Origin of the sequence: Bacteroides sp. AM23-12, from assembly GCF_003434395.1 — a bacterium.
Taxonomy (GTDB): Bacteria; Bacteroidota; Bacteroidia; order Bacteroidales; family Bacteroidaceae; genus Bacteroides; species Bacteroides thetaiotaomicron.
This window is the reverse complement of sequence record NZ_QTLF01000105.1, coordinates 1-812: the sequence shown is the minus strand read 5'-3', so window position 1 is coordinate 812 and position 812 is coordinate 1. Positions and strand designations below refer to the sequence as shown.

The window sequence follows — 812 nt, the reverse complement described above, 5'->3', positions numbered from 1 at the left end:
GGACAAGCGAAAGATACACGTACGCTGGCGCAACGAGGGGCGCTGTTAGCTCTGCTCCGTGAGCTAAAGAAAAAATTTCCAGAAGCGTTGATTATAGGACATCATGATTTAAATCCGATAAAGAAATGTCCGTGTTACCCTTGCGTAGAAGAATACAGGGAATTGTAGGTTAGTATCTATAAGCACTCATTGCATAGCGATGAGTGTTTTTGATTTTTACAAATACATTGCAATTTTCCCTGCTAGAATTTCTTGCCAAAACAAATATTTATAAATGTCTTCACCAAGATCTTAAAATCAAACCACCATGAGCGATGCTGCAAATAAAACAAATCATAGCGAAGACGACGCAACATTTTATCCATCGTATCTGTGTACCCATTGTATAACGTAGCATACGAAGTAACACCCGGTCGTATCTGATACAAAAATACGTAACGAGGATCGTGTTCCATTATCTGATCAATGAAATATTTCCGTTCGGGACGAGGACCAATAAAAGCCATCTGCCCGCAGAAGACATTCCAAAGTTGCGGCAATTCATCCAAATGATGTTCACGCAAAAACTTACCCACTTTAGTCAATCGTTTATCTTTCCCACCCTTATATAACGCAGGGCCCATTTTTTCCGCATCCAAACGCATACTGCGGAACTTATAAATATAAAACGGACGGCCGAAACGACCGATACGTTCCTGTTTGAAAATAGCCGGACCACCATCTTCACGTTTCACAGCTATATAACAGATTAAAAATAAAGGAGAAAAAATAATCAGTAATATGCCCGCAATAATGCAATCCCCAATTCGCTT

1 protein-coding gene and 1 pseudogene are annotated in these 812 nt (G+C 39.9%); one reads left to right on the top strand and one right to left on the bottom strand.

Annotation, left to right across the window (positions count from 1 at the left end):
• A pseudogene (locus DW640_RS24220) lies at positions 1 to 168 on the top strand (N-acetylmuramoyl-L-alanine amidase); the annotation flags it as partial.
• A 74-nt stretch (positions 169 to 242) separates the two neighbouring features.
• Here the strand turns inward: DW640_RS24220 and DW640_RS23355 are convergent.
• On the bottom strand, positions 243 to 812 hold a 570-nt coding region (locus DW640_RS23355; RefSeq protein ID WP_147326412.1), incomplete at its 5' end, for a sugar transferase.